At 70.1% G+C, this 23,534-nt stretch carries 27 protein-coding genes; 21 read left to right on the top strand and 6 right to left on the bottom strand.

What is annotated here, in order from left to right; translation table 11 throughout:
• Window positions 1-54: 54 nt before the first annotated feature.
• From BM272_RS06490 to BM272_RS06470, 5 genes are read right to left on the bottom strand one after another with little or no spacing between them, the layout of a single operon-like run.
• Window positions 55-255 (bottom strand): heavy-metal-associated domain-containing protein, encoded by a 201-nt coding sequence (locus BM272_RS06490; protein WP_093427951.1) that lies wholly within the window; start codon window positions 253-255, stop codon window positions 55-57.
• Entirely contained in the window at window positions 252-1,265 is a 1,014-nt protein-coding gene (locus BM272_RS06485; protein ID WP_317622788.1) for a calcium/sodium antiporter, read from the bottom strand. The genes BM272_RS06490 and BM272_RS06485 overlap by 4 nt, the downstream gene beginning before the upstream one ends.
• Complete coding sequence (locus BM272_RS06480; RefSeq protein ID WP_093427950.1) at window positions 1,262-2,017, bottom strand: MlaA family lipoprotein; 756 nt, start codon at window positions 2,015-2,017, stop codon at window positions 1,262-1,264. The genes BM272_RS06485 and BM272_RS06480 overlap by 4 nt, the downstream gene beginning before the upstream one ends.
• A gap of 34 nt (window positions 2,018-2,051) precedes the next feature.
• Entirely contained in the window at window positions 2,052-3,002 is a 951-nt protein-coding gene (locus BM272_RS06475) for an NAD-dependent epimerase/dehydratase family protein (RefSeq protein ID WP_093427949.1), read from the bottom strand.
• Window positions 2,999-4,069 carry an LLM class flavin-dependent oxidoreductase gene (locus tag BM272_RS06470; protein ID WP_093427948.1) on the bottom strand — a complete coding sequence of 357 codons (1,071 nt, stop codon included), beginning with the start codon at window positions 4,067-4,069 and terminating at the stop codon, window positions 2,999-3,001. The genes BM272_RS06475 and BM272_RS06470 overlap by 4 nt, the downstream gene beginning before the upstream one ends.
• Before the next feature lie 296 nt (window positions 4,070-4,365).
• On the opposite strand from BM272_RS06470, the gene BM272_RS06465 reads away from it, so the two are divergent.
• From BM272_RS06465 to BM272_RS06385, 17 genes are all read left to right on the top strand, one after another.
• On the top strand, window positions 4,366-4,884 hold the full coding sequence (locus BM272_RS06465; RefSeq protein WP_093427947.1) for a DUF72 domain-containing protein: 519 nt from the start codon (window positions 4,366-4,368) through the stop codon (window positions 4,882-4,884).
• A gap of 60 nt (window positions 4,885-4,944) precedes the next feature.
• A complete protein-coding gene (locus BM272_RS06460) occupies window positions 4,945-5,757 on the top strand; it encodes an ABC transporter ATP-binding protein (protein WP_240308046.1) in 813 nt (270 codons plus the stop codon).
• Entirely contained in the window at window positions 5,754-6,554 is an 801-nt protein-coding gene (gene mlaE, locus BM272_RS06455) for a lipid asymmetry maintenance ABC transporter permease subunit MlaE (protein WP_399349041.1), read from the top strand. Before BM272_RS06460 ends, mlaE begins: the two co-directional genes overlap by 4 nt.
• Window positions 6,551-7,036 (top strand): outer membrane lipid asymmetry maintenance protein MlaD, encoded by a 486-nt coding sequence (mlaD, locus tag BM272_RS06450; protein WP_093427946.1) that lies wholly within the window; start codon window positions 6,551-6,553, stop codon window positions 7,034-7,036. The genes mlaE and mlaD overlap by 4 nt, the downstream gene beginning before the upstream one ends.
• Window positions 7,033-7,326, top strand: a complete 294-nt coding sequence (locus BM272_RS06445; RefSeq protein ID WP_093427945.1) for an STAS domain-containing protein — start codon at window positions 7,033-7,035, stop codon at window positions 7,324-7,326. Before mlaD ends, BM272_RS06445 begins: the two co-directional genes overlap by 4 nt.
• Before the next feature lies 1 nt (window position 7,327).
• Window positions 7,328-8,242 (top strand): ABC transporter ATP-binding protein, encoded by a 915-nt coding sequence (locus tag BM272_RS06440; RefSeq protein WP_093428010.1) that lies wholly within the window; start codon window positions 7,328-7,330, stop codon window positions 8,240-8,242.
• On the top strand, window positions 8,242-9,003 hold the full coding sequence (locus tag BM272_RS06435; RefSeq protein WP_093427944.1) for an ABC transporter permease: 762 nt from the start codon (window positions 8,242-8,244) through the stop codon (window positions 9,001-9,003). Before BM272_RS06440 ends, BM272_RS06435 begins: the two co-directional genes overlap by 1 nt.
• Window positions 9,004-9,107: 104 nt before the next feature.
• The gene (locus BM272_RS06430) at window positions 9,108-9,368 is read left to right on the top strand and encodes a BolA family protein (protein ID WP_093427943.1); all 261 of its coding nucleotides are present in this window, start codon (window positions 9,108-9,110) and stop codon (window positions 9,366-9,368) included.
• Window positions 9,369-9,374: 6 nt separating this feature from the next.
• Window positions 9,375-10,670, top strand: coding sequence for a UDP-N-acetylglucosamine 1-carboxyvinyltransferase (murA, locus tag BM272_RS06425; RefSeq protein ID WP_093427942.1), 1,296 nt, complete (start codon window positions 9,375-9,377; stop codon window positions 10,668-10,670).
• 16 nt (window positions 10,671-10,686) lie between these two features.
• Entirely contained in the window at window positions 10,687-11,325 is a 639-nt protein-coding gene (gene hisG / locus BM272_RS06420) for an ATP phosphoribosyltransferase (RefSeq protein WP_093427941.1), read from the top strand.
• 1 nt (window position 11,326) lies between these two features.
• Window positions 11,327-12,640 (top strand): histidinol dehydrogenase, encoded by a 1,314-nt coding sequence (gene hisD / locus BM272_RS06415; protein ID WP_093427940.1) that lies wholly within the window; start codon window positions 11,327-11,329, stop codon window positions 12,638-12,640.
• Window positions 12,633-13,721, top strand: a complete 1,089-nt coding sequence (gene hisC, locus BM272_RS06410; protein WP_093427939.1) for a histidinol-phosphate transaminase — start codon at window positions 12,633-12,635, stop codon at window positions 13,719-13,721. Before hisD ends, hisC begins: the two co-directional genes overlap by 8 nt.
• Window positions 13,722-13,834: 113 nt before the next feature.
• Complete coding sequence (locus BM272_RS06405) at window positions 13,835-14,965, top strand: GGDEF domain-containing protein (protein ID WP_093427938.1); 1,131 nt, start codon at window positions 13,835-13,837, stop codon at window positions 14,963-14,965.
• Entirely contained in the window at window positions 14,958-15,338 is a 381-nt protein-coding gene (locus tag BM272_RS06400; RefSeq protein WP_093427937.1) for a hypothetical protein, read from the top strand. The genes BM272_RS06405 and BM272_RS06400 overlap by 8 nt, the downstream gene beginning before the upstream one ends.
• 94 nt (window positions 15,339-15,432) lie before the next feature.
• Complete coding sequence (locus BM272_RS06395; RefSeq protein WP_093427936.1) at window positions 15,433-16,374, top strand: class I SAM-dependent methyltransferase; 942 nt, start codon at window positions 15,433-15,435, stop codon at window positions 16,372-16,374.
• Window positions 16,371-17,930: a bifunctional GNAT family N-acetyltransferase/carbon-nitrogen hydrolase family protein gene (locus BM272_RS06390; RefSeq protein WP_093427935.1), complete on the top strand. Its 1,560-nt coding sequence runs from the start codon at window positions 16,371-16,373 to the stop codon at window positions 17,928-17,930. Before BM272_RS06395 ends, BM272_RS06390 begins: the two co-directional genes overlap by 4 nt.
• The gene (locus BM272_RS06385) at window positions 17,927-18,754 is read left to right on the top strand and encodes an inositol monophosphatase family protein (protein ID WP_093427934.1); all 828 of its coding nucleotides are present in this window, start codon (window positions 17,927-17,929) and stop codon (window positions 18,752-18,754) included. Before BM272_RS06390 ends, BM272_RS06385 begins: the two co-directional genes overlap by 4 nt.
• On the opposite strand, the gene BM272_RS06380 is transcribed toward BM272_RS06385, so the two are convergent.
• Complete coding sequence (locus BM272_RS06380) at window positions 18,751-19,899, bottom strand: S1C family serine protease (protein ID WP_317622787.1); 1,149 nt, start codon at window positions 19,897-19,899, stop codon at window positions 18,751-18,753. The genes BM272_RS06385 and BM272_RS06380 overlap by 4 nt on opposite strands.
• Before the next feature lie 68 nt (window positions 19,900-19,967).
• Between BM272_RS06380 and BM272_RS06375 the strand changes: the two genes are divergently transcribed.
• From BM272_RS06375 to BM272_RS06360, 4 genes are all read left to right on the top strand, one after another.
• Window positions 19,968-20,726, top strand: a complete 759-nt coding sequence (locus BM272_RS06375) for a Nif3-like dinuclear metal center hexameric protein (RefSeq protein WP_093427933.1) — start codon at window positions 19,968-19,970, stop codon at window positions 20,724-20,726.
• A 171-nt stretch (window positions 20,727-20,897) separates the two neighbouring features.
• Window positions 20,898-21,500, top strand: a complete 603-nt coding sequence (gene petA / locus BM272_RS06370; RefSeq protein WP_093427932.1) for a ubiquinol-cytochrome c reductase iron-sulfur subunit — start codon at window positions 20,898-20,900, stop codon at window positions 21,498-21,500.
• 9 nt (window positions 21,501-21,509) lie between these two features.
• Window positions 21,510-22,721, top strand: coding sequence for a cytochrome b (locus tag BM272_RS06365; RefSeq protein ID WP_093428008.1), 1,212 nt, complete (start codon window positions 21,510-21,512; stop codon window positions 22,719-22,721).
• Window positions 22,721-23,461, top strand: coding sequence for a cytochrome c1 (locus tag BM272_RS06360; RefSeq protein ID WP_093427931.1), 741 nt, complete (start codon window positions 22,721-22,723; stop codon window positions 23,459-23,461). Before BM272_RS06365 ends, BM272_RS06360 begins: the two co-directional genes overlap by 1 nt.
• Window positions 23,462-23,534 lie beyond the last annotated feature (73 nt).

Below are 23,534 nucleotides of genomic sequence, written 5' to 3'. Positions count from 1 at the left end.
GCCCAGTCGTTGGACCCCTCAGTGTACAGCGGGCCGCGGCGAACCGGCAGGGGGTCAGTCGCGTTCGGGGTAGCCCAGCGAGGCCAGGCGGGTGGCGAGTTCACCACGGTCCAGGTCGCTACCGGCCACCTCCACCTGGCCGGAGGCGATATCCACCTCCACGGATTCCACGCCCGCTACCTCGGCCAGGCCGTCGCGGATGGCGGCGGCACAGCCGCCGCACTTCACGTTGTCCACCTCGAAGCGTTCGCTCATGTCGGTCTCCCTGGCAAGGAGCCGGGGCTCAGGAGCAGCCAGGCCAGCCAGCCCACATAGACGGCGACCAGGACTCCCCCCTCCCGGCGGTTGATGTGGCCGTCGCTGCCGCCGCGCCCCAGGGCGAAGAGGAAGACCAGGGCGGTGAGCAGCAGCATGGCCGGAAAGTCGCGCTGCAGGACGCCGGCGGGGACGGCGGTGGCGTGGATGAGCCCGGGCAGTCCCAGGACGCCCAGCAGATTGAAGATGTTGGAGCCGATGACGTTGCCCAGTGCCATCTCGAACTCCCGTTTGCGCGCGGAGCTCAGGGCGGCGGCCAGTTCCGGCAGACTGGTGCCGAAGGCGACGATGGTAAGGCCGATGACCAGATCGCTGACGCCCATGCTGGCCGCGGCCGTGGCGCCGCCCCAGACGATGAGGCGGGCGCTGCCCAGCAGCAGGAGCAGGCCGATGAGGGTCCAGAGCAGGGCGCGGCCGGAGGGGATGGCCTCGGGGACCTCTTCGGTGAGGGTCGAGACCATGGGGTCGGCGGCGCCGCCGTCGTTGCGCGCCAGCCAGGCCAGCCACGCCACGTAGGCGACCATGCCGCCCAGCAGCAGGATGCCGTCCAGGCGCCCCAGCCGGTCGTCCACCAGCAGCAGCAGCGCGGCCACCATGACCAGCAGCATCACCGGGAACTCCCGGCGGAGGATGGCCGATCCCACCTGCATGGGGATGAGCAGCGCGGTCACGCCCAGGACCAGGGCCAGGTTGGTGATATTGGAGCCCAGGGCATTGCCGATGGCGATGCCGCTGTTGCCCTCCCAGGCGGCGAGGCCGGAGACCAGCATCTCCGGGGCGGAGGTGCCGAAGCCGACGATGGTCAACCCCACTACCAGGGGCGAGACGCCCAGGTTGCGCGCCAGGCCGGCGGCCCCCTCGATGAAGCGGTCCGCCGCCCAGACCAGGATGATGAAGCCGACAAGCACGCCCAGTAGGGGCAGGCCCAGCTCCCCCATCATCGGGCTCATTCGCCGACGCCCTCCATGCCCTCGAGCATGTCCATCTCCTCCTCTTCCATCATCGGCGGATCGCCGTCATGGACCTGGTTGCGCCGCCGCTGCAGCCAGGCATCCCGCTGGAAGGCGTAGGGATCGAAGCTGGCCTCGTTCAGCAGGCGGTCCGTCCCCAGCAGGCTGGCGCGAAAGTCGACGGCGCGGAGCGTATAGAGGGCGTAGGCCCCACCGGTGGTCAGCTCCAGGTAGTCGTAGGGGGAGACGAAGTAGTCCCCGCCCCGCCCGGCGGTGTCCCGGATGGTGCTCGGGCCCAGCAGCGGCAGTACGAAGTAGGGCCCCGACGGGACTCCCCACCAGCCCAGGGTCTGGCCGAAGTCCTCGTCGTGGCGCTCGAAGCCCAGTGGCGAGGCGACGTCGAAGATCCCCAGCAGCCCGAGGGTGGTGTTGAAGCTGACGCGGCCCAGGTCGGAGACCGCCCGATCCATCTTGCCCTGGAGGGTATTGTTCACCAGGTTGCCGACATCCTCGAGATTCTGGAAGACGTTGGTCACGCCGGTGTCCACGGGCTCCGGCGTGACCGCCACGTAGCCCCGGGCCGCCGGCGCCAGGACCCACTCGTCCGCCGTCCGATTGAAACGGTAGACCGCCCGGTTCCAGGGCTCCAGGGGATCGGCCTCGCTGGTCGCCCCGTCCGGCCCGCCGGTGGAGGCGCAGCCGCCCAGCAGGAGAGACGGGAGCAGCAGGAGGGTAGCGAGCAGGCGGGGCATGGCAAACCATTCGGTCAGTGTTGGCGGCATTGTACTACTGGCTCGCCGCAGGGAAACAGGGCGCGTCGTCGAGGGTGGCACGCACGCACTCCGCCGCCGACCAGGCGGGCGCCCAGCCCAGCTCCCGGCGGGCGCGGGCGGTCTCCAGCAGCAGCGGGTGGCGCAGGCCGGCCGCCCAGCCCGGCTCGCCCCAGGCGCCGGTAAGCGGCCAGGCCGCCCGCTGGAGGCCCTGCAGCAGCCAGGCAGGCAGGGTGCGGGGCCGACGGCCGGTGGCCGCCTCCAGCCGCTCCGGGGTCAGCGGCGGCTCCGCCGCCAGGTTGAAGGCGCCGTGGACGTCCCGCGCCAGGGCCGCGAGGAGGGCCGTCGCCACATCCTCTTCGTGGACGCACTGCAGCGGCGGCCCGCCCGCCGGGCGGACCGGGCTGGCGAGCAGGCGGCGCAGCAGCGGGAGGGCATGGGGGCCCAGGATGGCCGGGGGCCGCAGGGCCACCGTGCGCAGGCGGGGATGGGCGGCGGCCGCGGCGGCCAGCTCCGCCTCGGCGGCGACCTTGTCCTCGGCGTAGGCAAAGCCGGGGTTGGGGCGCAGGGGGGCGCTCTCGTCCAGCCGCGGCGGATTGTCCGGCCAGGCGCCGTAGACCGCGGCGCTGGAGAGGTGGATGACGGTCTTCAGACCGGCGTGGGCGGCGGCGGTGAAGGCGTTGCGACTGCCGGCGACGTTGACCCGGCGCAGTTGCCGCCGGGCGCGGGGTCGGCCGGGGCCGCCGCGGTGGACGACGAAGGCGAGATGGATCAGGGCGTCGCAGTCGGCCAGCGCCGCCTCCAGGCCCGGGGCGGTGATGTCCACGGCGCGGTGTTCGCCGGGCAGGTCGGCCGGGGGCGGGACGGGGTCGAGGAGGCGGATGGCGGTGATCCCCGGCGCCGCCGCCAGGGCCGGTACCACGGCGCGGGCCAGGCTGCCGGCGCCGCCGGTGACGGCGACCCTCACGGCTCGCGCAGGGCCGGGATCACCTCCTCGGCCAGGGTATGCAGGCTCCGGCGCGTCTCCCCGGTGGGCAGGGCGCCGGCCCCTACGGCGCAGAGGGTGTGGTCCACGCCGGCCTCGGCCAGCTCGGCCAGGCGGCGCCGACAGTGGGCCGGATCGCCGACGATGACCATGCCCAGCGCCTCCAGCAGGCGCAGGCTCACGGCCCGTTCCAGCAGCGGCCGCCAGCGGCCCCACTTCTGGTAGTACTCGTAGCCCTCGTAGAGGCTCTTGAGGACCGGGCGGGTCTGGCCCAGGAGGTGGCCGTAGAACCACTCCACCGCCGGCCTGGCCAGCCGCCGCGCCTCCCGCCCGTCGGGGAGGCAGAAGATCCCCAGCGTCATGCCCACTCGCGGCTCCACCCCGGCAGGATGGCCGGCGGCCGTGAAGGCCTCGCGGTAGCGGCGGATGTCCTCCCGGACCATGAACCAGGGCTTGAAGGGGCCGGCCAGCGCCCCGATGCCCTCGCTGCCGGCCAGCTCGAAGCTCTCGGGGCTGACGGCGGCACTCCACAGCGGCGGATGGGGCTGTTGCAGGGGGCGGGGGGTCACGGCCAGGTCGTCGAAGTCCCAGTGGTCGCCGTGGTGGTCCACCCGGCCCTCCGCCCAGGCCTGGCGGCAGATGGCCAGGGACTCCGCGGTGAGGGTCCGGCTGTCCGCCATGCGCACGCCGAAGGCGGCGTATTCCGAGGGGGAGAAGCCGCGGCCGAACCCGAACTCCACCCGCCCCTCGGAGAGGACATCCAGGGTGGCGGTGGACTCGGCGACCCGCACCGGATGGTGGTAGGGCAGCGGCACCACGGCGTGGCCCAGCCGCATGCGCCGGGTCCGCTGGGCCGCCGCCGCCAGGAAGAGCGCCGGGGCGGTGGCGTGGGAGTACTCCGGCATGAAGTGGTGTTCCACCAGCCAGGCGGTGTCGAAGCCCAGTTCATCGGCCAGTGCCCACTCCTCCAGGGTCTCCCGGAAGACCTGGCGTTCGTCCCGCTGGCCGTGGGCGGGGACGGAGAGTTCGTTGAAGAGGTCGAAGCGCATGGTGAACGGCCCCTGGGACCCGGCTGCCGATGGCGGGAGTATCCCATATCGCAGGGCCTGCGTCCGGGGGGTGGTAAAGGGTGGGTGCATTCCGGGGGCGGCTGGTACGAGGCCCTGATACCCGATACGCCGTAAAGACGTCCCTGTCGGCTCGACGGCAGCATCCCTACTGCCGACGATCGGGTATCAGGGACTCGCACCAGCCGCCGGGCCTTTTGCGGGCAAGAGCCTGGATGTCTCGGGGTTGGCGATTTCGCCGTCGGGGATCATACTGACCGTCTGGTAGAGGAGGACCCATGGCACGATTCGGTTACGTGGCGACCCGCGGCTGGGACCATGCGGCGTGGTCCGGGGGCTTCTACCCCGAGGATCTGCCGGCGGAGTGGCGGCTCACCTACTACGCCAACGAGTTCCCCGCCGTGGTCGTTCCGGCGGCCGCCTGGGCTGAGGCGTCCGCCGAGCAGGCGCGGCAGTGGTACGCCGACACCCCGGAAGGGTTCGGCTTCCTGGTGGAGGGGACGCCGCCGGCCGGGGTCGAGGCGGCGCTGGCGGAGCGTCTGGTCGCCGCCATCGGCCCCGGCGAGGGGACGCTGCCGCGGCTGGCCTGGCCGGAGAACGGCGAAGTGGCGACCGCCGGCGGCATCGCCCTGAGCCGAGTGACGGTCGAGGCCGCCACGCCGCCGGCGCTGCGGGTGGCCTGGGAGGCGCTCTCCGGCAGCGGCGCGGCGGCCGGCTTCCTGGTCATCGAGGGCGAGGCCGGGGTTCCCGAGGCGCTGGAGCGGGCACGGACGGTAGCGGAACTCATGGGTCTGTGACCGGTTCATCCGGTACCATGAGCGCACGCGACGAATACGCAGGAACCAGGGGAAGGGCGCTTGGCGGCTGACGAGGCAGTAGCGATCCGGGATCTCACCTTCGGCTACGGGGGGGACCCCATCTTCGATGGCGTGGACATGGCGGTGGCGCCGGGCTCGGTGAGCGCCATCATGGGGCCCAGCGGGACCGGCAAGACCACCCTGCTGCGCCTCATCGGCGGCCAGATCCGGCCGCAGTCCGGTTCTGTCCGCGTGGAGGGGCAGGAGGTCACCACCCTGGGACGGCGCTCGCTGTTCGAGCTGCGCAAGCGGCTGGGGATGCTCTTCCAGAGCGGGGCGCTGTTTACCGACCTGTCGGTCTACGACAACGTCGCCTTCCCCCTGCGCGAGCATACCCGGCTCTCCGAGCGGGTCATTCGCCAGCTGGTCCTGCTCAAGCTCGAGGCGGTGGGTCTGCGCGGGGCGCGGGAGCTGATGCCGGCGGAGCTCTCCGGCGGCATGGCGCGCCGGGTGGCACTGGCCCGGGCCGTGGCGCTGGATCCGGCCATCATGCTCTACGACGAGCCCTTCACCGGCCAGGACCCCATCTCCATGGGGGTCCTGGTCACCCTCATCCGGGAACTCAACGACGCCCTGGGCATGACCAGCATCATCGTCTCCCACGATGTCGCCGAGACCGTGAGCATCGCGGATTACGCCTATCTGCTCGCCGGCGGCCGGGTCACCGAGGCGGGGACGCCGGCCGAGCTGCAGGCCAGCGAGTCGGCCTGGACGCGCCAGTTCCTGGGCGCCCTGCCGGACGGGCCGGTCCCCTTCCACTACCCGGCGCCGCCCTTCCGGGAAGAGCTGCTGGGCAAGGGGGTGCGGTCGTGATCGGGTCCGGCGCGGTGGATGGTCTGCAGCGGCTGGGGCGCAGCACCATCGAGGGCGTCCAGCGGCTGGGCCGGGCGGCGCGTCTTCTGGTGGCCCTGGTGGCGAGCCTCCCCGTGGCCGTGACCCGGCCCGGACTGGTGGTGTCACAGGTCTTCAGCGTCGGCGTCCTGTCGTTCGTCATCATCGTCGTCTCGGGGTTGTTCGTCGGCATGGTCCTGGGGCTGCAGCTCTTCCACACCCTGGTGAACTTCGGCGCCGAGCAGTCCCTGGGGCCGGTGGTGGCGCTTTCGCTGCTGCGCGAGCTGGGGCCGGTGGTGGCGGCGCTGCTCTTCGCCGGCCGGGCCGGTTCGGCCCTTACCGCCGAGATCGGGCTGATGAAGGCCACCGAGCAGCTGGCGAGCATGGAGATGATGGCGGTGGACCCCATCCGCCGGGTCCTGGGGCCGCGCTTCTTCGCCGCCATCATCGCCCTGCCGCTGCTGACGGCGATGTTCAGCGCCGTGGGCCTGCTGGGTGGCTACGTGGTGGCGGTGGAGCTGCTGGGGCTGGAGGGCAGCACCTTCTGGAGCCAGATCCAGAGTACGGTCTCCTTCCGCGAAGATCTCGTGAACGGCGTCATCAAGAGTGTCGCCTTCGGCGTGGTGGCCGGCTGGATCGCCGTCTACCAGGGTTATGACGCGCGGCCCACCTCCGAGGGGGTGAGCCGCGCCACGACACGCACCGTGGTCCATACCTCCCTGGCCGTCCTGGGGCTGGACTTCGTACTCACGGCACTGATGTTTGGAGATGCGGCATGAATGCTTCCCGGGCAGTGGAACTGGCAGTAGGGCTGTTTGTAGTCCTGGGGGTGGCGGCGATCTTCTTCCTCGCCCTGCGCGCCACGGACATGACCGGCTTCCAGGGTGGCGAGAGCTACCCGGTGGAGGCCTATTTCGACAATATCGGCGGCCTCACCACCGGCGCTCCGGTCCGGGTGGCCGGCGTCCGGGTGGGGACGGTGAAGGGGATCGAGTACGCCCCCGATGCCTACCAGGCACGGGTAACGCTGCAGTTGAGCCGGGAGTACGAATTCCCCATGGATACCACGGCGAGCATCTATACCGAGGGGCTGCTGGGGGAGAACTACATCGCCCTGGACCCCGGCGGGGTGCCGCAGCCACTCACCGAGGGCGACCGCATCACCATCACGCAGTCGGCCATGGTGCTGGAGGAGCTGGTGGGCCAGTTCCTCTTCGACGGCGGTAGCGGTTCGGGTAGCGACTCCGGGGGGGCGCAGTGACCGCGGAGGAGGCGCCGCGCCTGGAGGCAACGGAGGCGGGGTACCGCCTGTCCGGGCGCTTGACCTTCGCCACCGTCCCCGAGCTGGCGCGAACGCCCGCACCCACCGGGGAGGTGGACCTGGGCGGCGTAACCCGGGCCGACTCCGCCGGTCTCGCCCTGTTGCTGGACTGGCTCGCCGCGGCCCACGGCAACGGTAGCCCGTTGAACTATCATCACCTGCCGTCGCAGCTGGCGGCCATCGCCCGCGTGAGCGGCATCACGGAGGTACTCGACCATGGCGACGAGTGACATCCCGGCGGTGGATATCGCCGACGTCCGCAAGCACTACGGCCTCCTGGAGGCCCTGAAGGGGGTGGATCTACGCATCGAGCAGGGGGAGTTCTTCGGCCTGCTCGGTCCCAACGGTGCCGGCAAGTCGACCCTCATCGGGATCATGGCCGGCCTGGCCCGGGCCAGCAGCGGCCGGGTCCGGATCATGGGCCACGATACCGTCTCCGACTTCCGCCGGGCCCGGGCCGCCCTGGGGGTGGTCCCCCAGGAGCTGGTCTACGATCCCTTCTTCTCCGTGCGCGAGCTGCTGGAGCTGCAGTCCGGCTACTTCGGGCTGCTGCGCAACGGCCCCTGGATCGACGAGCTCCTCCACGTCCTCGACCTGACGGACAAGGCGGATGCCAACATGCAGGCGCTCTCCGGCGGGATGAAACGCCGGGTCCTCATCGCCCAGGCGCTGGTCCACCGGCCGCCGGTGGTGGTCCTGGACGAGCCCACCGCCGGGGTGGACGTGGAGCTGCGCCAGGCGCTGTGGCGGCTCACCCGCAAGCTCCACGGCGAGGGCCACACCATCGTCCTGACCACCCACTACCTGGAGGAGGCGGAGGCGCTCTGCGATCGCATCGCCATCCTGGATCACGGCGCCGTCTGCGCCCTGGATACCAAGGACGGTCTGCTCAATCGCTACCCGTGGCGGCTGCTCCGCCTGACCCTCACCGACGAGCATGCGGTACTGCCCGAAGCGGTCAGTGAACGCATCGTGGATCGCAGTGGTTGCGGCGTGACCCTGCGCCTGCGCAAGGATACGGACAATGCCGGCGAGGTACTCGCGGCCCTCTTCCGCGCCGGCGTGGGCGTGACCGATATCCATACCGAGGAGCCCAGCCTGGAGGACGTCTTCATGGAGCTCACCGGCGACGAGGAGGCGGCCTGATGAATATCCGCGGCATCTATGCCCTGACCCGCAAGGAGGTCCTGCGCTTCGCCAAGGTGACCATTCAGACGGTCCTCACGCCGGCTATTACCACGCTGCTCTACCTGCTGGTCTTCAGCCAGGCGCTCTCCGACCGGGTGGACATCTGGGACGGCGTCCCCTTCCTTACCTTCTTGGTGCCGGGGCTGGCCATGATGTCGGTGCTGCAGAACGCCTTCGCCAACAGCTCGTCGAGCCTCATCCAGTCGAAGATGAACGGCAACATCGTCTTCGTGCTGCTGTCCCCGCTGTCGCCGTCGGAGTTCTTCACCGCCTTCACCCTGGCGGCCATCCTCCGCGGCGTCCTGGTCGGGGCGGTGGTCTGGCTGGTGGCCGGGATCTTCATCGATGTGCCCCTGGCCCATCCGCTGATGGCGCTGGTCTTCGCCGTCCTCGCCTCGGGGATCCTGGGGGCGCTGGGGATCATCGCCGGGGTCTGGGCGGAGAAGTTCGACCAGCTGGCGGCCTTCCAGAATTTCATCATCGTGCCCCTCTCCTTCCTGGCCGGGGTCTTCTACTCCATCCACTCCCTGCCGGGTTTCTGGCGGGAGCTCTCGCTGCTCAACCCCTTCTTCTACATGATCGACGGCTTCCGCTGGGCCTTCATCGAGAAGTCGGATGTCTCGCCCTGGCTGAGCCTGGGGATGGGCGTGTTCTTCTTCGCCCTCGCCGGCGGCCTGGCACTGGCGCTGCTCCAGCGGGGCTACAAGCTGCGCAGCTGAGGACCGCCCGGGCCCTGAACGGGGCGGGGCGCCTGTGGCGGAGGGTCCGCGCTTTCCTGTATCCTCGTGGATCATTGTCAGCGAAGGTCAGGACGGGGGAAACGATGGAGTCGGCGACGGTCAAGGAGCGCATCGAGGCCACGGTCCCGGACAGCGAGGCCGAGGTTACCGGGGATGGCAGCCACTTCGAGGCGGTGGTGGTCAGCCCCGCCTTCGAGGGCGTCAGCAAGGTCAAGCGCCAGCAGATGGTCTACAAGGCGGTGAACGAGGCCATCACCAGCGGGGAACTCCACGCCCTGACCATTCAGGCCCACACGCCGGACGAGTGGGAGCGCGCCCGCAAGCTGCGCGTAACCTCCGGCTAGCGGGGGATGGACAAGCTCGTCATCACCGGCGGCCAGCCCGTGGCCGGCGAGGTACGGATATCGGGGGCCAAGAATGCGGCCCTGCCCATCCTGGCGGCGACCCTGCTCACCGACGAACCCACGACGGTCTGCAACGTCCCGCACCTCCACGACATCACCACCACCCTGGAGCTGCTGGGGCACATGGGGGTGAGCCTGGTGGTGGACGAGCGCCTGAACATCGAGGTGGATGCCTCCCGGCTTACCAACGTCCGGGCCCCCTACCAGCTGGTACGCACCATGCGCGCCTCCATCCTGGTCCTGGGGCCGCTGCTGGCCCATTACGGGCGGGCCGAGGTGAGCCTCCCCGGCGGCTGCGCCATCGGCAGCCGGCCGGTGGACCTCCACCTGGAGGGGCTGCGCGCCATGGGCGCCGACATCCGGGTGGAGAACGGCTACATCGAGGCCACCGCACCCGCCGACGGGCTGCACGGCGCCCGGATCTTCCTGGATATCGTCTCCGTTACCGGGACCGAGAACCTGATGATGGCCGCGGCCCTGGCGCGCGGGACCACTATCCTCGAGAACGCCGCCCGGGAGCCGGAGGTCGAGGACCTGGCCAACTGCCTCAACGCCATGGGGGCGAAGGTCCAGGGGGCGGGAACCGACACTCTGACCATCGAGGGGGTGGAGCGCCTCCACGGCACCACCTACTGCGTCCTGCCCGACCGCATCGAGACCGGGACCTACCTGGTGGCCGCGGCCATCACCGGGGGGCGTGTCCGCACCAAGGATACCCGCCCGGACATCCTGGACGCGGTGCTGGCCAAGCTCGGCGAGGCCGGGGCGAAGGTGACCACCGGGGAGGACTGGATCGAACTGGACATGGAGGGGCGGAAGCCGCGGGCGGTGTCGCTGCACACCGCCCCGTATCCCGCTTTCCCCACGGACATGCAGGCGCAGTTCTGCGCCCTGAATGCCATCGCCGAGGGGGCGGCCACGGTGACCGAGACGGTCTTCGAGAACCGCTTCATGCACGTCCAGGAGCTCCAGCGCATGGGGGCCGATATCCGTCTGGAGGGCAATACCGCCTTCATCGGCGGGCGCCCGGGCCTTACCGGGGCTCCGGTGATGGCCACCGACCTGCGCGCCTCCGCCAGCCTGGTCCTCGCCGGACTGGTGGCGGAGGGGCATACGCTGGTGGACCGCATCTATCACATCGATCGCGGCTACGAGTGCATCGAGGAGAAGCTCGCCGCCCTGGGGGCGAGTATCCGTCGTGTCACCGCCCGCGATCTGGAAAAACTCGACCTCGGACACTAGAGGAAGGAAAGAGGGAATGGCCGAGCCGATCACCCTGGCGCTCTCCAAGGGCCGGATCTTCGAGGAGACAGTACCGCTGCTGCGCCACGCCGGCATCGAGCCGGCGGAAGACCCCGAGAGCAGCCGCCGCCTGATCCTGGAGACCAACCGCCCCGGCGTGCGCATCGTCATCGTGCGCGCCTCGGACGTGCCCACCTACGTCCAGTACGGCGCCGCCGACATCGGCGTCGCCGGCAAGGACGTGCTCATGGAGCACGGCGGCGACGGCCTCTACGAGCCGGTGGATCTCGGTATTGCCGCCTGCCGGCTCATGGTCGCCGGCCGGGCCGGGGAGGCCGAGCCGCCGCGCGGACGCCGGCGCATCGCCACCAAGTACGTCCACACCACCCGGCGCTACTACGCCGAGAAGGGCGAGCAGGTCGAGATCATCAAGCTCTACGGCTCCATGGAGCTGGCCCCCCTGGTGGGGCTGGCCGATGCCATCGTGGACGTGGTGGACACCGGGAACACCCTGCGCGCCAACGGCCTGGAGCCCCAGGAGCACATCGCCGACATCAGCTCCCGGCTGGTGGTCAATCGCGCCGCCATGAAGGTCAAGCACGACGCCCTGGGAGGCATCATCTCGGCCTTCCGCGAGGCCGTGGGAGGGGAGTGAGATGCCGGACATTCAGCGACTGAATACCGACGAGGACGGCTTCGACGCCGCCCTGGACCGCCTCCTGGCCTGGGAAGAGGGGACCGACGACCGGGTGGAGGGCATCGTCCGCGACATCCTCACCGACGTCCGCACCCGCGGTGATACCGCCGTGGTGGAGCAGACCAACCGGCTGGACCGGCGCGATGCCGCCACCATGGCGGACCTGGAGCTGCCCGCCGAGCGCCTGCAGCGGGCCCTGGAGGCCCTGCCGTCCGCCCAGCGCCAGGCGCTGGAGACTGCCGCCGAGCGGATCCGGGGCTACCACCGCCACCAGTGCCAGGAATCCTGGCAGTACACCGAGGCCGACGGCACCGTCCTGGGCCAGCAGGTCACCCCCATGGACCGGGCGGGTCTCTACGTCCCCGGGGGCAAGGCGGCCTACCCCTCCTCGGTGCTCATGAACGCCCTCCCGGCCAAGGTGGCCGGGGTGGGGGAGCTGGTCATGGTGGTCCCGGCCCCGGACGGCGAACTCAACGACCTCGTCCTGGCCGCCGCGGCCGTGGCCGGGGTGGACCGCGTCTTCACCCTCGGTGGCGCTCAGGCCGTGGCCGCCCTGGCTTACGGCACCGAGACCGTGCCTGCGGTGGACAAGATCGTCGGCCCCGGCAATATCTTTGTCGCTACCGCCAAGCGCATGGTCTTCGGCACCGTGGGCATCGACATGATCGCCGGCCCCTCGGAGATCCTGGTGGTCTGCGACGGCGAGACGGACCCCGAGTGGGTGGCGGTGGACCTCTTCTCCCAGGCGGAGCACGACGAGGATGCCCAGGCCATCCTGGTCTGCCCGGATGCCGCCTACCTGGATCGGGTGGCCGAGGCCATGGATCGCCTGCTGCCCACCATGGGGCGGGAGACCATCATCCGGAGCTCCCTGGCGGCCCGCGGCGCCCTCATCCAGTGCCGCGACCTGGACGATGCGGCCGCGGTCATCAACCGCGTCGCCCCGGAGCACCTGGAACTCTCGGTGGCCGAGCCCGAGGCGCTGGCGGCGAAGGTCCGCCACGCCGGCGCCATCTTCCTGGGTCGCTATACCTCGGAGTCCCTGGGCGACTACTGCGCCGGGCCCAACCACGTCCTTCCCACCTCGCGCACGGCGCGTTTCTCCTCGCCCCTGGGGGTCTACGACTTCCAGAAGCGCTCTAGCCTCATCGGCTGCTCGGCGGCCGGGGCGGCCGCCCTGGGCCCCACGGCGGCGGCCCTGGCCGACGGCGAGGGGCTGGGCGCCCACGCCGAGGCGGCCCGTCGCCGGCTGGGAACGGGCGACCATGGCTGAGACGCGGGCGGCGGAGTGGGTCCGGCCAGCCATCCGGGCGCTCTCGGCCTACCGGGTTGCCGATGCCTCCGGCCTGGTCAAGCTCGATGCCATGGAGAATCCCTGGCCCTGGCCGGCGGAGCTGCGCGAGGGCTGGCAGGAGGCACTGGCTGCCGAGCCGGTGAACCGTTACCCCGACCCTGCCGCCGGCGAGGTCGCCGACCGCCTGCGCCGGGTCTTCGGGGTGCCGGAGGCCGCCGACCTGCTGCTGGGCAACGGCTCCGACGAGATCCTCCAGATCCTCATCCACGCGGTGGCCGAGCGCGGCCGGACGGTGGTGGCGCCGGAGCCGGGCTTCGCCATGTACCGGCTGCTGGCGGAGGCCGCCGGCATGGAGTTTGTCGGCGTCCCCCTGGGGGAGGACTTCCGGCTGGACCGGGAGGCCCTGATCGCGGCCATTGCCGAGCACGAGCCGGCCCTGGTCTTCCTGGCCTGGCCCAACAATCCCACCGGCAACCTGTTCGAGCCCGAGGCGGTGGAAGCCGCGCTGACGGCGGCGCCGGGGCTGGTGGTGGTGGACGAGGCCTACCACGCCTTCGCCCGGGAGAGCTTCCTGCCCCGGGTGGTCGACCACCCCGATCTCATCGTCCTGCGCACGCTCTCCAAGGCGGGGCTGGCCGGGCTGCGCCTGGGCTTTGCCGCCGGCCACCCGGAGTGGCTGGCGGAGCTGGACAAGATCCGGCTGCCCTACAACATCAATCGCCTCACCCAGGCGACGGCGCGCTTCGCCCTGGACCACTGGGACGCCTTCGAGGTCCAGGCGGCGGCCATCCGCGACGAGCGCGAGCGGCTGTACGCCGCCCTGGTCGAGCGGCCGGGGCTGGCCGTCTGGCCCTCGGCGGCCAATTTCCTGCTCTTCCGGGCCCCGGAGGGACAGGGTCGGGCTCTCTTCGAGGGGATCCGCGAGCGCGGCGTCCTCATCAAGGATCTCTCGGGGGCCGGCGGGGCGCTGGCCGACTGCCTGCGAGTGACGGTGGGTACGCCCAAGGAGAACGCCGCCTTCCTGGAGGCGCTGGATGGCAGCCTGAGAGGGATGTCCTGAGCGGATACCCGGAGGCCGCCAAAGGCATGAGCCGGGCAGGGGAATCGTGCTATTCTTCGGCGCTTGTGTAACCCTTTGACCCAGCGCCCGTCAGCGGCTCGGTGATCGCCCTCATGCAGAGAATCCATCCCCGGGAGTGGCTGCGCTACGGGAGCCTCGCCGACCTCTTCACGGCGCGGAATCACTCCCCCGATTTCAACGGCGCCCGGGCCGAACGGATCGCCCTGCGCATCGAGGTGCTCTCGCTGGTGGCGGGGCTGCTGACCCTGGCCTGGATCCCGCTGGACCTCCTCTTCCTGGCGGAGCCCGGGCGCACCGGCATCGTGAGCCTTCGTGTCGGCGCTGGCCTCGCCTTCCTGCTGCTGGCCGGCTGGCGGCATCGTCGCCACGACCTGTTCCGCGCCCGGCTGCGGCTGGCCCTGTTCATCCTGATCCCCGCCGCCTTCTACGTCGGGGCGCGCCTCGTCCTCGCCGCGGACGACTCGGACACCGGCATCGTGGTGGGCTACTACTTCCTGCCCTACCTCATGGTGACCATCCTGGCCATCTTCCCGCTCACCCTGGTCGAGGGGATCGCCGGGGTGGCCGCGGTGGGGGCGACCCTGGCGCTGGCCGAGGTGGAGGCGGGGGCGATCACCGAGCTGACGACCCTGGCGGAGTTCTGGCTGCTGGCTCTGCTCGCGGCCATCGTCGTCTGGGTTCAGCAGAGTCAGCTCTACATGTTGCTGCGCCTCTACCGCGAGGCCACCCGGGATGCCCTGACCGGACTGTTCAACCGCCGCGCCCTGCTGGCGGAGATGGAGCGCGCCCGGCTGGATTGCCGGCGCACCGGGGAGCCGCTGTCGGTGCTGCTCTTCGACCTGGATCTGTTCAAGCGTATCAACGATACCCACGGCCACCTCACCGGCGATGCGGTCCTGGCCGATTTCGCCGGCGTCCTGCGCGGGGTCTGCCAGCGGGAGTGCCTGCTCTCGCGCTACGGCGGCGAGGAGTTCCTGGTCGCCCTGCCAGGCCGGGATGCCGGGGCGGCCCGGGTGCTGGCGGAGACCATCCGGGCCGAGACCCGGGGCCGGGAGGTCAGGGCCGAGGACGGGACCCCGGTGAGCTACACCGTCTCCGTGGGTGTGGCCCAGGGGGGCGAGGAGGAGGCCGTGGGGGCACTGCTCTCCCGCGTGGATCAGGCCCTCTATCAGGCCAAGGAGGGGGGCCGCGACCTGGTGGCGGAGGCGACCGTCGATGGCTGAGGGAGGGCTCGAACGCCGCCGCGGCCCCGATCTCTGGCGACGGGGTGTCGCCGCGGTCACCGCCCTGGGATGGCTGGCGCTGCTGGCGGCGCTCTTTACCCTGGATGCGGCCGCCCCGCCGCAGGAGTACTTCCTTCACCGGGCCTGGGAGCACTTCACCGGGGAACGCATCGTGCTGCCCTCGGTCTGGGATCGGGAGACGCTGGCCTGGGTGCCCCGGCTGCTGGTGCTGAGCCTGGCTCTTGGTGTGGCCTCCCTGCTCACCGCCTCCTTCCGGCTACGCCGCTCGCGGGATCCCTCGCCCGTGGGGGCCTTCGTGCTGGTCCCCGCTACCCTCGTGGCCCTGGTGCTTCTGGTCGCCTTCGGACCCTGAAGGGGGTCCGGTTGCGCATAAAGCGTGCGCTCGCCGCTGTCCGCGGCCGGTGAACCCGGCTACCATCGCCGCGGACAGCCACGGAGCGCGCGCCATGCACTGGAAGACCAAGGCCCTCATCCAGAACCTCATCGCCCGCCTGCCGGATCCCCCCCGGCAGTCGGTCTATCACGCCCTGCAGCGACGGTTCGGCGGCGCCGAACTCTTTGATCCGGTGCCGCAGTTCCGGGCCGGCATCGAGATGGCCCGCCGCATGGTGGCCGCCGGCGGCGATCCCACCGGGGCGGCGGTGGTGGAGGTGGGTACCGGTCGCCGGATCGCCACCCCGCTGGCGCTCTGGCTGGCCGGCGCCCAGCGCACCCTCACCGTGGACCTCAACCCCTATTTGCGCGAAGACCTGGTCCGCGCCGACCTGGCCCATCTGGCGGCCCGTTCCGAGTCCATCGTGGCCTGGTTCCGCGAGGCGGGGCTGGAGGCCGTCCCTCAGCGCCTGGCCCGATTCGAGGGGCTGGCACGGGCCGGACTGGACGAGATCCTCGAGGCCACCGGGATTACCTACCACAGCCCCGGGGATGCCCGGGCGCTTCCCATGGCCGACGGGGAGGCGGATGTCCACATCTCCTTCAACGTCCTGGAGCACATCCCGCCCGAGGTCCTGGGGCCGATCCTGGCCGAGGGCGGCCGGGTGACCCGGGGCCGCGGCTGGCTCCTCCATCGGGTGGACTACACCGACCACTTCGCCCACAGTGACCCGTCGATTACCATGGTGAACTTCCTGCAGTATCCCGAGGGGCGCTGGCGGCGCTACGCGGGGAACCCCTTCATGTACATGAACCGCCTGCGGGTGGACGACATGGAGGCGCTCTTCCGCGAGCAGGGTCTGGCGGTACTGGACGTGGATGCGCGGGAGGACGAGGCGGGTCGCGCGGCCATCGAGGCGGGGATGGCGCTGGCCGTGCCCTTCGCCGACAAGCCAGCGGCGGTGAACGCCACCGCCGATTCCTGGATCCTGGCCCGGGCCGCGGAGAACGAATGAGCGAGTACGCCCACGAGGACGAGCACCGGCTCACCCTGCGCAACCTCCAGCCGGAGGACTACCCCGACATCAAGGCCGCCATGGACGCCGTCTACCCCGGCATCGGTGGCGCCTGGACCCACAAGGAATACCTGGCCCAGATCCACCGCTTCCCCGAGGGCCAGATCGCCATCGAGGACAACGGCCGGGTGGTGGCCGCCGCCTTCGCCGTCATCGTCGACTACGAGGACTTCGGCGACCAGCACACCTACGAGGATGTCATCGCCGGGGCCCGCTTCACCACCCACGATCCCAACGGCGACGTCCTCTACGGCGTGGACATCTTCGTCCATCCCGACTACCGCGGCATGCGCCTGGGCCGGCGGCTCTACGACGCCCGCAAGGAGCTCTGCCGCCAGCTCAACCTGCGCGCCATGATCGCCGGCGGCCGGATCCCCGGTTACGGCCGGTACGCCGACCAGATGGGGCCCCACGAGTACATCGAGCAGGTGCGCCGCCGGGAGATCTACGACCCCATCCTCACCTTCCAGCTGGCCAACGACTTCCAGGTCAAGCGGGTCCTCAAGGGCTACCTGCCGGAGGACGAGGAGTCCCGCGGCTACGCCACCCTGCTGCAGTGGAACAACTTCTACTACGAGCCCAAGGAGCAGCCGCTCTTCGGCGGGACCAAGACCACCGCCCGGGTGGGGCTGGTGCAGTGGCAGATGCGCTCCATGACCTCCCTGGAGGAGCTCATCGGCCAGCTGGAGTTCTTCGTGGACGCCATGGGCGCCTACGAGTCGGATTTCGTCATCTTCCCGGAGCTGTTCAATCTGCCGCTGATGGCGCTGGTGGAGGCGCCCTACCCGGCGGAGGCCATCCGCGAGCTGGCCGGCTATACCGAGCCGCTGGTGGAGGCCATCCAGCGGCTGGCGGTGACCTACAACACCAACATCATCGCCGGCTCCATGCCGGAGTACGTGGACGGCCGGCTGCACAACGTCTCCTACCTCTGCCGTCGCGATGGCACCGCCGATGGCCAGCGCAAGCTCCACATCACCCCGCAGGAGTCCAAGGACTGGGCCCTGGAGGGGGGCGACGAGCTGCGCGTCTTCGATACCGATGTGGGCCGGGTGGGGATCCTGGTCTGTTACGATGTGGAGTTCCCGGAGCTGGGCCGGACCCTGTTCGAGCAGGGGGTGCAGATCCTCTTCGTCCCCTTCTGGACCGACACCCGCAACGCCTACCTGCGGGTACGCCACTGCGCCCAGGCCCGGGCCATCGAGAACGAGTGCTACGTGGCCATCGCCGGCAGCGTGGGCAACCTCCCCAACGTGGAGAACGTCGACATCCAGTACGCCCAGTCGGCGGTCTTCACCCCCTGTGACTTCAGCTTCCCCCAGGACGGGATCCTGGCGGAGAGCTCCCCCAACACGGAGATGACCCTGGTGGTGGATCTGGAACTCGACAAGCTCAAGCAGCTGCGCAACGAGGGCACCGTGCGCAACTTCCAGGACCGGCGGCTGGACCTCTACCGGGTCTCCTGGCTCAACGACCGGCCGGAGCCGCGCTCGTGACTGTCGCGGGGCGACCGGACCTGGCCGCGGTGGCCGCCTGTGTGCGCCGGGCAGCGGAGGCGGAGCTGCTGCCGCGCTACGAGCGGGTGGGGCACGAGTTCAAGGCCGATGGCAGCCTGGTCACCGAGGCGGATACCGCCTGCCAGGAGGCGCTGACGGCGGAGCTGGCCCGCCTGGCGCCGGCGATCCCGTTGCTGGGGGAGGAGATGACCGCCGCCGAGCAGGCCGACTACCTGACCGGGAACGAGGCCGGGCTCTGGATCCTGGACCCGCTGGACGGGACCGGGAACTTCGCCGTGGGGATCCCCTTCTTCTCCATCTCCCTGGCCCTGGTAGTGGCCGGCCGGGTGGAGCTGGCGGTGGTCTACCATCCCACCACCGGGGAGTGCTTTACCGCCGCCCGGGGAGAGGGCGCCTGGCTGGACGGGGAGCGGCTGGGGGAGGGCTTTCAGCCCGACCTGGCCCACGCCTCGGCGCTGGTGGACTTCAAGCGCCTGCCCACCGGGCTGGCGGCGGCCCTGGCCACCGAACCGCCCTACCGCTCCCAGCGCAGCTTCGGCTCCGTGGCCCTGGACTGGTGCTGGGTGGCGGCCGGGCGCTGCCACCTCTACGTCCACGGCGGGCAGAAGGTCTGGGACCTGGCCGCCGGCAGCCTGATCCTCTCCGAGGCGGGCGGCCACGCCGCAACGCTGGCGGGGGAGCCGGTCTTCGAGCCGGTCCTGGAGAGCCGCTCGGTGGTGGCCGCCCTGGACGGCGACCTCTTCCGGCAGTGGCAGGCCTGGCTCCGGGAGGCGGGGGAGGGGGAAGGCGCGACTCCCGACTAGCGCCGTCGCTGGTTGCGTGCCGGCCGCTCGCCGATGGTCACCTCCCAGGTGCGCTGGCGGCCGTTGCGCAGGCCGGTCAGCTCCACCGTCGTGCCGGGCTCCAGGTCGGCGATCCGGCGCAGGGCCGCGTTCATCTCGTCCACCGGCTCCCTGTCGATGCCGGTGACGACATCTCCCGGCCGCAGGCCGGCCCGGTGGGCGGGTCCGTCCCGGAGCAGGCCGGTGATGACGACGCCGTTCTCCCCCTCCAGGCCGAAGGATTCCCGCAGCCGCGGCGACAGCGCCTGGACCTCGATGCCCAGCCAGCCGCGTTCCACCCGCCCGGTCTCCACCAGGTCGGTGAAGATCGCCCGGGCCCGGTCGGCGGGGATGGCGAAGCCGATTCCCATGTGGCCGCCGGTGCGGGAGTAGATGGCCGTGTTGATACCCACCAGCCGCCCGGCGGCATCCACCAGGGCGCCGCCGGAGTTACCGGGGTTGATGGCCGCATCGGTCTGTATGAAGTCCTCGAAGGCGGAGAGCCCGCGCTGGTTGCGGCCGGTGGCGCTGATGATCCCCTGGGTCACCGTGCGCCCGACCCCGAAGGGATTCCCCATGGCCAGGACCACGTCGCCCACCCGTAACCCCTCGGAGTCGCCGAACTCCGCCGTGGGGAGCTCTTCGAGTCCGACCCGGAGCACCGCCAGGTCGCTGCCGGGGTCCGAGCCCACGATGGCGGCCTCGGCGGTCCGGCCGTCGTGCAGGGCGACCTCGATGGCGTCGGCCCCCTGGATGACGTGGTGGTTGGTGAGGATGTAGCCGTCCTCGCTGACGATGACCCCGGAGCCCAGGCTGCTCTCCATGCGTTCCCGGGGGACCCCGAAGCGGTCGCCGAAGAAGCGGCGGAAGAAGGGGTCGTCCATGAAGGGGTGGTCCCGGCGGACCACCTTCTTGCGGGTGTAGATGTTCACCACCGAGGGGGCGGCGCGCTCCACGGCATCGGCGTAGGAGCTCGCGGCGGGGGCCCGATCGGCGGCCTCGGCGCTGTGGATCTCCACAATGGGCTGGCCGGCGCGCTCCGGGGCGAGGAAGAGCAGGGCGAGGGCGGCGACCACGCCCACGGCGGTGGCCTGGAGGAGGAAGGTGGCGGTACGTTGCATGGGCATGTGGCGTTTCCGGGGGCGGCCTCGATAGACTCGACCTATTATAGGAAAGCAGCCGGGGGACGGTAACTATGGCGCGACTGGCGGATCTGGTGGACTGGTGCGATCGCTATCTGGCGGTGTCGGACTTTACCGATTATGCCCCCAACGGGCTCCAGGTGGCGGGGCCGGAACAGGTACAGAAGGTGGTCAGCGGGGTCACGGCCAGCCAGGCCCTCATCGACGGCGCCGCCGAGCGCGGGGCGGATCTGCTGGTGGTCCACCACGGCTTCTTCTGGAAGGGCGAGGACCCCCGGGTCGTCGGGATGAAGTACCGCCGTCTCTCCCGGCTGCTGGAGGCGGGGATCGGCCTGCTCGCCTACCACCTCCCCCTGGATGCCCACGCGGAGGTGGGGAATGCCGTGGGCCTGGGGCGCGCCCTGGGCTGGCAGGTGGAGGGTCCCTTTGCCGAGCGCAACGGCGGCCCCCTGGGCCGGGTGGGCAGCCTCACCGAGCCCTGCAGCGGCGAGGAACTCGCGGACTCCCTGGGGGCGATCCTGGGGCGTCCGCCGCTGCACATCCGCGGCCACGGCCGCCCCATCCGCCGCCTGGCCTGGGCGACGGGGGCGGCCGAGGGCTTCATCGAGGAGGCCGCCGATCGCGGCATGGATGCCTTCGTCAGCGGCGAGATCAGCGAGCCCACGGTCCATATTGCCCGGGAGTGCGGCATCGATTATTTCGCCGCCGGTCACCATGCCACCGAGACCTTCGGCCCCGACGCACTGGCGCGGCGTCTGGCAGAGGAATTTGATCTGGATCACGAGTTTCTGGACGTCGACAGCCCCGCGTGAGGCCGCTGTGGCGGGTACAGAACTTGACCCCCGGGGGTCGAATGGCCGAGACTACCGTGCTGATTATCCCGGGTAGTTCAGTTAATAAGAACATCCTGAAATCCGGATTGGGGCGCCCCCCGTCGGCGAGCGCGGGCGTTCGGCACCTTCAGCTTCGGGAGTATCCATAAAATGAGTAAAGATGGCGTGGATATCGGCAAGCGCCGCTTCCTGACCGCCGCAACCACGGTGGTGGGGGGAGTCGGCGTGGCCTACGCGGTGACACCGTTCTTCCAGTCCTTCTGGCCGAGCCGCAAGGCCCAGGCCGCCGGCGCGCCGGTGGAGGTGGACGTCGGCAAACTCGAGCCCGGTCAGATGCTGACCGTGGAGTGGCGCGGGAATCCGGTCTGGGTCGTGCGCCGTTCCCAGAAGATGATCGACGCCCTGCCGAGCCTGGATGACCGGCTCCGCGACCCCGAGTCCGAGGTCGCGAGCCAGCAGCCCGAGTATGCCCAGAATCCCACCCGTTCGGTGAAGGAGGATTACTGGGTGGGCGTGGGGATCTGCACCCACCTGGGCTGCTCCCCGACCTTCCGCCCCGAGTTCGGCCCGGATGACCTGGGTGCGGACTGGAAGGGCGGTTTCTTCTGCCCCTGCCACGGCTCGCGCTTCGACCTGGCAGGGCGCGTCTTCCAGGGGGTGCCGGCACCCACCAATCTCGTGGTCCCGCCGCACCGCTACACGGCCGAGAACAAGATCCTCGTCGGCGAGGATCCAGAACAGGGAGCCGCGTAAATGAGCGTCATGCGTGATCTAGCGGGGTGGGTGGACGCCCGCTTCCCCATGTCCAAGATGTGGCGGGAGCACCTGTCCGAGTACTACGCCCCCAAGAACTTCAACTTCTGGTACTTCTTCGGGTCCCTGGCACTGCTGGTGCTGGTGATCCAGATCGTTACCGGGATCTTCCTGACCATGAACTACAAGCCGGATGCCGATCAGGCCTTCGGCTCGGTGGAGTTCATCATGCGTGACGTGAACTGGGGGTGGCTCATCCGCTACCTCCACTCCACGGGCGCCTCCGCCTTCTTCGTCGTGGTCTACCTGCACATGTTCCGCGGCCTGATGTACGGCTCGTTCAAGAAGCCGCGGGAGCTGGTCTGGATCTTCGGCATGCTCATCTACGTGGTGCTCATGGCCGAGGCCTTCCTGGGGTATCTCCTCCCCTGGGGTCAGATGTCCTACTGGGGGGCGCAGGTGATCATCTCCCTGTTCGGGGCCGTGCCGGGCATCGGCGAGCAGCTGGCGCTGTGGATCCGCGGTGATTTCGTCGTCTCCGACGCCACCCTGAACCGCTTCTTCGCCCTGCATGTCATCGCCCTGCCGATCATCTTGCTGGCCCTGGTGGTGGCGCACATCATCGCGCTGCACGAGGTGGGTTCGAACAACCCCGACGGCATCGACATCAAGAAGAACAAGGACGAGAACGGCAAGCCGAAGGACGGGATCCCCTTCCATCCGTACTACACGGTGAAGGACATCGTCGGCACCATCGTCTTCCTGATCTTCTTCAGCGCCGTGGTCTTCTTCGTGCCCGAGGGTGGCGGCTGGTTCCTGGAGCCCGCCAACTTCGTCCCGGCTGACCCGCTGAAGACGCCGGAGCACATCGTGCCGCTGTGGTACTTCACCCCGTACTACGCCATCCTCCGGGCCGTTCCGGACAAGCTCATCGGGGTCATCCTCATGGCAGCGGCCATCGTGGTGCTCTTCCTGCTGCCCTGGCTGGATCGCAGCCCGGTCCGCTCGGTGCGCTATCGCGGTCCGTTGTTCAAGATGGCGCTGACCGTCTTCACCGTGAGCTTCCTGGTGCTCGGGTACCTCGGGACCCAGCCGGCCACCGGTATCTACACGACGCTGGCGCAGATCTTCACGATCCTGTACTTCGCGTTCTTCATCCTGATGCCGTGGTACACCAAGGTCGACAAGGACAAGCCGGTTCCGGAGAGGGTGACGAAGTAATGAAAAAGACGATCGCAACGTTCCTGTTGGCCCTCCTCCCCGGGCTGGCCACGGCCGCCGGCGGCGGTGCCCACCTGGAGGAGGTCTCGGTCAATATCCACGACGAGGCGGCGCTGCAGCGCGGTGCCAAGCTCTTCTCCAACTTCTGCCTCTCCTGCCACTCGGTGGAGTTCCAGCGGTGGCGGCGGACGGCCGAGGACCTGGGGCTCTCCCAGGACCAGGTGGAGAAGAACCTCATCCCTGGTGACGACACCGTCAATGACATGATGGACAACGTCATGCCGGCGGAGCAGGCGGCGAACTGGTTCGGCACCACGCCGCCGGATCTCTCCGTGGTCGCCCGCTCCCGGAGCGAGGACTGGCTCTACAGCTACCTCAAGGGCTTCTATCTGGATGACAGCCGGCCCTTCGGTGTGAACAACACCGTCTTCTCCAACGTGGGTATGCCCCATGCCCTGTGGGAGCTGGAGGGGCTCAAGAAGCCGGTCTACAAGACCGTCACCGGCGAGGATGGCGAGGAGCACAAGGTCCGCGACGGTTTCGAGTACGTCACCGAGGGCAGCATGACCCACTCGGAGTACGATCGTGCCGCCCGGGACATCGTCACCTTCCTCTCCTATGTCGGTGAGCCGGCCCGCCTGGAGCGTCCCACCCTCGGGGTCTGGGTCATCGGGTTCCTGGCGGTCCTCCTGGTCTTCGCCTACTTCATGAAGCGCGAGTTCTGGAAGGATATCCACTAGGCTGGCCAATACAGCCGGGCCGGTACGGCAGGAGGCCGTACCTCGAGCGAAGGGGGGGTCTGGCCCCCCCTTC

The organism is Thiohalospira halophila DSM 15071 (assembly GCF_900112605.1).
Classification (GTDB): Bacteria; Pseudomonadota; Gammaproteobacteria; order Thiohalospirales; family Thiohalospiraceae; genus Thiohalospira; species Thiohalospira halophila.
The sequence above is the reverse complement of the archived record's forward strand: the minus strand, read 5'-3'. Positions and strand labels throughout refer to the sequence as shown.